Origin of the sequence: Sandarakinorhabdus oryzae (assembly GCF_009733735.1) — a bacterium.
Taxonomy (GTDB): Bacteria; Pseudomonadota; Alphaproteobacteria; order Sphingomonadales; family Sphingomonadaceae; genus Sandarakinorhabdus; species Sandarakinorhabdus oryzae.
This window is the reverse complement of the sequence record NZ_WNJP01000137.1, coordinates 1-7,444: the sequence shown is the minus strand read 5'-3', so window position 1 is coordinate 7,444 and position 7,444 is coordinate 1. Positions and strand designations below refer to the sequence as shown.

The 7,444-nt window shown below is 66.2% G+C and carries 10 protein-coding genes; 5 read left to right on the top strand and 5 right to left on the bottom strand.

What is annotated here, in order from left to right; all coding sequences use genetic code 11:
- The 4 genes from GJ693_RS12160 to rimP form a co-directional block, all read right to left on the bottom strand.
- Positions 1-223 (bottom strand): translation initiation factor IF-2 associated domain-containing protein (locus GJ693_RS12160; RefSeq protein WP_197042161.1); only part of this gene is annotated, 223 nt, incomplete at its 3' end.
- A 10-nt stretch (positions 224-233) separates the two neighbouring features.
- Positions 234-983: a DUF448 domain-containing protein gene (locus GJ693_RS12155; RefSeq protein ID WP_197042160.1), complete on the bottom strand. Its 750-nt coding sequence runs from the start codon at positions 981-983 to the stop codon at positions 234-236.
- Positions 970-2,520 (bottom strand): transcription termination factor NusA, encoded by a 1,551-nt coding sequence (gene nusA, locus GJ693_RS12150; RefSeq protein WP_156256559.1) that lies wholly within the window; start codon positions 2,518-2,520, stop codon positions 970-972. The genes GJ693_RS12155 and nusA overlap by 14 nt, the downstream gene beginning before the upstream one ends.
- 1 nt (position 2,521) lies before the next feature.
- A complete protein-coding gene (gene rimP, locus GJ693_RS12145; RefSeq protein ID WP_156256561.1) occupies positions 2,522-3,106 on the bottom strand; it encodes a ribosome maturation factor RimP in 585 nt (194 codons plus the stop codon).
- A gap of 235 nt (positions 3,107-3,341) precedes the next feature.
- Between rimP and GJ693_RS12140 the strand changes: the two genes are divergently transcribed.
- Entirely contained in the window at positions 3,342-3,926 is a 585-nt protein-coding gene (locus tag GJ693_RS12140; RefSeq protein WP_156256558.1) for a urate hydroxylase PuuD, read from the top strand.
- Between the two features lie 62 nt (positions 3,927-3,988).
- On the opposite strand, the gene GJ693_RS12135 is transcribed toward GJ693_RS12140, so the two are convergent.
- Positions 3,989-4,333, bottom strand: coding sequence for a hypothetical protein (locus GJ693_RS12135; RefSeq protein ID WP_156256557.1), 345 nt, complete (start codon positions 4,331-4,333; stop codon positions 3,989-3,991).
- Between the two features lie 172 nt (positions 4,334-4,505).
- Here GJ693_RS12135 and rplU point away from each other — a divergent pair, with 172 nt between their 5' ends.
- The 4 genes from rplU (at position 4,506) to proB (ending at position 7,348) form a co-directional block, all read left to right on the top strand.
- Complete coding sequence (rplU, locus tag GJ693_RS12130) at positions 4,506-4,793, top strand: 50S ribosomal protein L21 (protein ID WP_156256556.1); 288 nt, start codon at positions 4,506-4,508, stop codon at positions 4,791-4,793.
- 27 nt (positions 4,794-4,820) lie between these two features.
- Positions 4,821-5,096 carry a 50S ribosomal protein L27 gene (gene rpmA / locus GJ693_RS12125; protein WP_156256555.1) on the top strand — a complete coding sequence of 92 codons (276 nt, stop codon included), beginning with the start codon at positions 4,821-4,823 and terminating at the stop codon, positions 5,094-5,096.
- A 75-nt stretch (positions 5,097-5,171) separates the two neighbouring features.
- Positions 5,172-6,218 (top strand): GTPase ObgE, encoded by a 1,047-nt coding sequence (obgE, locus tag GJ693_RS12120; RefSeq protein WP_156256554.1) that lies wholly within the window; start codon positions 5,172-5,174, stop codon positions 6,216-6,218.
- The gene (gene proB / locus GJ693_RS12115; RefSeq protein ID WP_156256553.1) at positions 6,203-7,348 is read left to right on the top strand and encodes a glutamate 5-kinase; all 1,146 of its coding nucleotides are present in this window, start codon (positions 6,203-6,205) and stop codon (positions 7,346-7,348) included. Before obgE ends, proB begins: the two co-directional genes overlap by 16 nt.
- Positions 7,349-7,444: the final 96 nt, after the last annotated feature.

Here is a 7,444-nt window from a genome sequence, read left to right as displayed (position 1 = left end):
GACGCGGGGCCGGGGCGGCCGCGGCGGGCGCCGGAGTCGGTTCTGGTGCCGGGGCCGGCGGTGCCTCGCCCGGACGGTGCAGCACACGGGCGCGCTTCACCTCCACCACGACCTGCTTGGAGCGGCCGTGGCTGAACTGTTGCTTGACCTTGCCGACCTCGACCGACTTGTTCAGGCCGAGGGGGGCACGCATGCCGAGCTTGGGTTTGTTGTCGTCACTCATAGTCCGCCGCCTAATGCCTCTCGCCGACGTCCGCCGCAACCTCTGTTGCGCCGTCCCGGCCTGATATTGCTGTTTCGCTCGTCGTTTCGTCGTTCAATTCGCCGGCAAAGCCGGCCAGCCGGTCAAGATCGGCCAGCACCCGCGCCGCTGCGCCGGCATCTGTCAGCCCCATGTGCACGACATTGTCGCGGCCCAGCGCCGCCGACAGCGCATCGCGCGACAGTGGCACCCGGCGGTGCGGTATGTCTTCACCCAGGCTTTCACCCACCGCGCGGGCCATGCCGTCGATGCGCTCACTACCATCGGGACGAGCATCGGCGGCGTGCAGCACCGCGAAGATCTTGCCCTTGGCCAGCGCCTCGCGCACCCGGTCACCGCCCAATATGAGCGTGCCCGAACGCTTTTCCAGCCCCAGCCGGTTCAGCAGCCGCTGTTCCAGTCCGGCCCTGATGCGGTCGGCGAGATCGTCGGGCAGGCTGAAGCTGTTCGTCTTGAAGGCCCGGGCCAGCGCGCCGCGCAACCGGCCCCCTTTTGATCCAGTTGCTTCCGCTACCGTCTCGAACAGGGCCCGATCCGCCGTGATCCACGCGCCGCGGCCGGGCAGCCGTTCCGACCAGTCGGCCGCAACCTGCCCGTCCGGCCCCAGTGCCAGCCGAATGAGGCCGGTGCGTGGGGCAGACTCGCCCGTCAGGATGCAGCGACGCTCGCTGTCCTTCGATGGCGGCGAAGATGCCGGAATCAGACGATCATTGGTTTCCATCCGCCGACGCGTCCTCCTCGTCAGCGAACCAGTGAGCGCGGGCGGCCATGATGATGCGGTTGCCGTCATCGTCCGACAGGCCGAATTCCTTGAGCAGGCCGGAGCGGCCGACCAGCTCATCGGTGGCGAGGTCGCCCAGGTCATCAAGCGTCTTGATGCCCTTCTTGCCCAGCACCACCAGCATGGCCTCGGTCAGGCCCTCGATGGCGGCGACATCGTCCTCCACGCCCAGCGCACGACGTTCGTCACGCGCGGCGGCCTCGCGACGCTCCAGCGCCTCGACAGCGCGGTTCTGCAGTTCGGTGGCGAGATCGTCGTCAAAGCCCTCGATGCTGGCGACTTCGGCCAGGTCCACGTACGCCACTTCTTCCAGTTCGGAGAAGCCTTCGGCGACCAGCAGCTGGGCCAGGGTCTCGTCGACGTCGAGCTCGTTCTGGAACATTTCCGACTTCTCGACGAATTCCTTCTGCCGGCGTTCGCTTTCGTCGGCTTCGGTCATGATGTCGATCTGCTTGCCGGTCAGCGCACTGGCCAGGCGCACATTCTGGCCGCGGCGGCCGATGGCGAGGCTGAGCTGATCGTCGGGCACGACCACGTCGATGCGGCCCTCTTCCTCGTCGAGCACGACCTTCGACACTTCGGCCGGCTGCAGCGCGTTGACCACGAAAGTGGCGGTGTCGGGCGACCAAGGGATGATATCGATCTTCTCGCCCTGCAGTTCCTGCACGACGGCCTGCACACGGCTGCCCTTCATGCCGACACAGGCGCCGACCGGATCGATCGAGCCATCGCGGCTGATCACGCCGATCTTGGCGCGGCTGCCCGGATCGCGGGCGACGGCCTTGATCTCGATAATGCCATCATAGATTTCCGGCACTTCCTGGGCGAACAGCTTCTTCATGTAGTCGCCATGGGCGCGGCTCAGGAAGATCTGCGGCCCACGCGGCTCGCGGCGCACGGACAGGATCAGGCTGCGCACGCGATCGCCGGGCTTCAGCACTTCGCGCGGGATCTGCTGGTCGCGGCGGATGACGCCCTCAGCCTTGCCCAGATCAACCACGACGTGGCCAAACTCGGCGCGCTTGACGACGCCAGTGATGATTTCGCCTTGGCGATCCTTGAATTCCTCAAACTGGCGCTCGCGCTCGGCATCGCGCACCTTTTGCACGATCACCTGCTTGGCGCCCTGAGCGGCGATGCGGCCGAACTCAACGGGCGGCAGCGGATCGACGACATAGCTGCCCAGTTCGGCCGCCTTGTCCTTCTTCAGCGCGTCCTTCAGGCTGATCTGCTTGAAGAAATCCTCCGGTTCCTCGACCACTTCCAGTACGCGCCACAGGCGGGTTTCGCCGGTCTTGGGATCGATCTTGGCGCGGATGTCGTTTTCGGCGCCATAGCGGGCACGAGCCGCGCGCTGGATGGCGTCTTCCATAGCCTCGATCACGATGCCGCGATCGATCGACTTTTCGCGGGCGACGGCGTCGGCAATGGCCAGCAGTTCGGCGCGGTTGGCAGTGAGGGCAGTTGCAGTGGCCATCTCAATCCTCCGAATGGATATTGTCGGGGGTTTCATTGTCATTGTCGGCAGCAGCGCTGCTTTCGATGATCTCGTCGGCGCCGGTGGGATCCAGCGGTTTCGATTCGGCAATCAGGCGGTCGGTCAGCACCAGCTTGGCCTGCTTGATATTGGCCAGCGGCAGCCGCAGGGCCAAGCCGACCTTGGTGGTGAGCAGCACATCGTCGCCTTCCAGGCCAACGATGGTGCCGGTGGCGCGGGCGCGGCCATCGACCTGCGGCTCCAGCGCCATCTTGGCCTCGTGGCCCGCCCACTTCGCCCAGTCGCCCGGACGGGTCAGCGGTCGGTCGATGCCGGGGGAAGAGACTTCCAGATGATATTCGCCGGCAATCGGATCGGCCTCGTCGAGCGGTTGATCGAGAGCGCGCGACAGTTTCGCGCACTGGTCGATGGTCAACTGGCCAGTGGCCGGGTCTTCCGCCATCACCTGCAGCGTCAGGCTGCCCGGCTGGCCCGAAAGCATGACGCGCACCAGGTCGAACCCCATTGCCGCCACCACGGGCGCAATGATGGCCGAGAGGCGGGCATCGAGATCGGTCTGGACCAAGGGCAAAGGGCTCCGGTGTGAAGGACTGGATCTGCACGGCCAAGCGGTTCAGGCGCTGCGCAGCGGTGCCGCGCAGCCTGCAAAACCATCAACCCTGCAGGAATGAGCGGCCATATACGCCACTTGTGCAGATGCAGCAAGAGCCGACGCAGCGCGACAAGCGGCGGGGTTAACAAGAGTGGAACTGTCGCCTATAGGGGGCAGCGCAAACACACTCTTTCACGGGGCATTTTCTATGGCTGCAATATTGGGCAAACTCTCCAACGCACTGCTGATCGGGCTGCTGGCCATGGTTGCGGTGATCGTCGCCTTCCACGGCGGCCTGATCGCCGCCGATGCCGGCACCTGGATGGCCGGCTTCCTGCGCGTCATCCACGTTTGGGCCGGTATCCTGTGGATCGGCCTGCTCTATTATTTCAACTTCGTGCAGATCCCGACCATGCCGTCGGTCCCGGCCGAGCTGAAGCCGGGCGTGACCAAATATATCGCGCCCAAGGCTTTGCTCTATTTCCGCCACGGCTCGCTGCTCACCGTGCTGGCCGGCATCGGCCTGTCGGGTGCCAACCTGATCGGCGCGCTCACCTTCCAGGAAGGCCTGCGCGTCATCGGCCTGGGCATGTGGATGGGCCTGATCATGGCCTTCAACGTGTGGTTCCTGATCTGGCCGAACCAGAAGATCGCGCTGGGCATCGTGGATGGCACGCCGGAGCAGAAGGCCAAGGCCGGCACCACGGCGATGATCTTCAGCCGCACCAACTTCCTGCTGTCGTTCCCGATGCTCTATTGCATGATCGCGCAGCACGCCATCGGGGCCGCCTAATTACGCGCCGCCGGCAAGCTTGAAAGGGGCCGGTCCGCACACTGCGGGCCGGCTCTTTTCATTCAGGCCTTGCGCGGTGTCGCCTGCAGGCCGGTGGCCGGGGCGCAATCGGGGAATTCGGCGTAGGAGGCGCGGCGGCCATTGCGGCTGATCCACACCCTCAGGCTCGCGAATTCCGGGCAGGGGCGATAGCGCCAGCGGAATTCCCAGCCATCGGCCCATTGCCGGCCTTCCCGCGCCGCGAATGCCGCGCGCGGGTTGCCGGACTGGCGGTGATACTCGGTTGCCAACCGGTCGGCCAGGGCGGCCGCCGTTTGCGCATCAATGGCCGGATCATAGAGGCTGAGCATGGCGACACCGCCCGCCACGAAGGCAGCAACGATCAGCAGGAGGCGGCGGCGGGTCACTGCCCATAGCTTTGCACCAACTGCGTGCGGGGCAAAAGGGGGCGGCGGCACCATAACGTCGGCGTTGACAAGATTTGGGCCATCCACTAGTGCCGCGCCTTCGTTCGGGGCCGGAATCACCTGATTCTGGCGCCGCGACTTGTTTGAAACTTCTAACCTCAAGGCTCCAACCATGTTCGCAGTGGTGCGCACCGGCGGCAAGCAATACCGGGTCGCAGACGGTGACAAGATCATCGTCGAAAAGATCGAAGGGGATGCCGGCACCGCCGTGACCCTGGAAACCCTGATGACCGGCGAAGGCGCCGCGCTCACCATGGGCGGCAGCGTGAAGGCCGAGATCGTCGCCCAGACCAAGGGTGACAAGGTGATCATCTTCAAGAAGAAGCGTCGCCACAATTATCGCCGCCGCAATGGCCATCGTCAGCAGCTGACGGTGCTGAAGATCACCTCGGTCGCCTGACCGGTCGCATAAAGGGAGCACCCCACCATGGCTCACAAGAAGGCAGGCGGCTCGTCGAAGAACGGCCGCGATTCAGAAAGCAAGCGCCTTGGCGTCAAGCGCTTCGGCGGCCAGGCGGTGAACGCCGGCACCATCATCATCCGCCAGCGTGGCACCCCCACGCATGCCGGCCGCAATGTCGGCGTTGGCAAGGATCACACCCTTTATGCCCTGGCCACCGGCACCGTGGAGTTCCACACCGGCAAGCTGGGTCGCAAGTATGTGTCGGTCAACCCGGTGGCGGAACCGCTCGCGGCTGAGTAAGCCCGGCTCTTTTTCGCTTGATTTGAAAAAAGGGGAGCTGGGCAACCGGCTCCCCTTTTGTTTTGAAGGCCTCCCATGCAGTTTCTCGACCAGGCCAAGATCTTCATTGCCTCCGGTGCCGGGGGTGATGGGGCCGTGTCGTTCCGGCGTGAGAAATTTGTCGAATATGGCGGCCCGGATGGCGGCGATGGCGGCAAGGGCGGCGATATCATCTTCGAATGCGTCGATGGCCTCAACACGCTGATCGATTTTCGCTATTCGCAGCATTTCAAGGCCAAGCGCGGGGCGCACGGCATGGGCCGCAACCGCACCGGCCCCGGTGGCGATGATCTGGTGATCAGGGTGCCGGTGGGGACGCAGATCCTGGCCGATGACGAGGAGCGCACGCTGATCGTGGACATGACCCGCGTCGGCCAGCGCGCCATCCTGTTGAAGGGCGGCGACGGCGGCAAGGGCAATGATCATTACAAGACCAGCACCAACCGCGCCCCGCGTCAGTTCCAGGCCGGCTTCCCCGGCAAGGACATGTGGGTATGGCTGCGGCTGAAGTTGCTGGCCGATGTCGGCTTGGTCGGGCAACCCAATGCGGGCAAGTCCAGCCTGATCAACGCCATTTCCAACACCAATGCCAAGGTCGGCAATTATGCCTTCACCACGCTGAAGCCGCAGCTGGGGGTGGTCGCCCACAAAGGCCAGGAACTGGTCATGGCCGATATTCCGGGCCTGATCGCCGGTGCGGCCGAGGGCGTGGGCATCGGTGACCGCTTCCTGGGCCATATCGAGCGCTGCCGCGTGCTGCTGCACCTGGTGGACGCCAGCCAGCCTGGCCCGGTGGAGCAATGGCGCGTGGTGCGCGAGGAACTGTCGGCCTATGGCGGCGGGCTGGATGAAAAGCCCGAAATCCTGGCACTGTCGAAGGTCGATCTCATCACGCCGCAGGCCCTGGCCGCCAAGAAGCGCGCGCTGGAACAGGCCAGCGGCGCGCAGGTTTATACCATCAGCGCCGCCACACGGCAGGGCGTGGACGCCGTGCTCGACAAGCTGATGGAGATCGCCGGCCGCGCCCAGGCGATGAAGGTGGCGCGGGACCAGGCCGCAGGTCAATCATGGTCACCGCTGTAACCGACACCCCGGCCGCTGCCTTCGATCCCGCCATCTGCCCGCGGCTGGTGGTGAAAATCGGTTCGTCGCTGCTGGTCGATGCCGCCGGCGCCGTGCGCACGCAGTGGCTGGCCGGCGTCGTCGCCGATCTGGCGCAGCGGCGCCAACAGGGCCAGCAAATCGTCATCGTCTCCTCCGGCGCCATCGCGCTGGGCGCCCGCCGGCTGGGGCTGGACAAGGGGGGGCGTGCCAGCCTGGAAGATGCGCAGGCGGCGGCCGCCGTGGGCCAGGTGGCGCTGGCCGGGGTGTGGGAAGCGCTGCTGGGCGCGCAAGGACTGACGGCGGCGCAAGTGCTGCTCACCCTTGGTGATCTCGAGGACCGGCGGCGCTATCTGAACGTGGCAGCCACCATCGCCCGCCTGCTCGATCTGGGCGCGCTGCCGGTGCTGAACGAAAATGACACGGTGGCCACCACCGAAATCCGCTTTGGCGACAATGATCGGCTGGCAGCGCGTGCGGCACAGGCGGCAGGCGCGTCGGGCGTGATCCTGCTTTCCGATGTCGACGGCCTCTATACCGCCAATCCGGCCAATGATCCGACGGCCCGGCGATTGGCCGTCGTGAAGGCGCTGACTCCCGAAATCGAGGCGATGGCCACCGGCGAAACCCGGTCGGGCATGGGATCGGGCGGCATGGCGGCGAAGCTGCTGGCGGCGCGCATGGCCGGGGCGGCCGGGATCGCGCTGGCCATCTGCGATGGCCGGGTGGAACGGCCACTCAGCCATTTTGCCGACGCCGGTGGCGGCACTTTGTTCCTGCCGCCGCGCACCGCGCGCGGCAAGAAGGCCTGGTTGGCCGGGCGCATCCTGGTGGCCGGCACGATCAGCGTCGATGCCGGGGCGGCCGCTGCGCTCAAGCGCGGCGCTTCGCTGCTGGCGGCCGGCGTCGTTCGGGTGGACGGCAGGTTCCGGCGTGGCGACGTGGTGGCCATCGCCGGACCGGACGGCGCCGTGCTGGGGCGCGGGCTGGCCGGTTATGATGCCGACGACGCCGCCCGGATCATGGGTTTGCGCAACGAAGCGCAAGGGCCTGTGCTCGGCTATGCGCCGCGCGCGGCCCTGGTGCATGCTGATCATCTGGTGCTGATATGAACCTGATCAACGACATGGCCCGCGCTGCGCGGGCGGCCCTGCCGGCGCTGGCCGCCGCGTCCACCGCGCAGAAGGCGCTCGCCATCCGCACGGCGG

What these genes read in the sequence shown, in the direction of transcription:
- GJ693_RS12155 (WP_197042160.1), bottom strand. Translation starts at nt 983, where the DNA reads ATGGAAACCAATGATCGTCTGATTCCGGCATCTTCGCCGCCATCGAAG.
- proB (WP_156256553.1), top strand. Translation starts at nt 6,203, where the DNA reads ATGGTCACCGCTGTAACCGACACCCCGGCCGCTGCCTTCGATCCCGCC.
- nusA (WP_156256559.1), bottom strand. Translation starts at nt 2,520, where the DNA reads ATGGCCACTGCAACTGCCCTCACTGCCAACCGCGCCGAACTGCTGGCC.
- obgE (WP_156256554.1), top strand. Translation starts at nt 5,172, where the DNA reads ATGCAGTTTCTCGACCAGGCCAAGATCTTCATTGCCTCCGGTGCCGGG.
- rpmA (WP_156256555.1), top strand. Translation starts at nt 4,821, where the DNA reads ATGGCTCACAAGAAGGCAGGCGGCTCGTCGAAGAACGGCCGCGATTCA.
- GJ693_RS12140 (WP_156256558.1), top strand. Translation starts at nt 3,342, where the DNA reads ATGGCTGCAATATTGGGCAAACTCTCCAACGCACTGCTGATCGGGCTG.
- rplU (WP_156256556.1), top strand. Translation starts at nt 4,506, where the DNA reads ATGTTCGCAGTGGTGCGCACCGGCGGCAAGCAATACCGGGTCGCAGAC.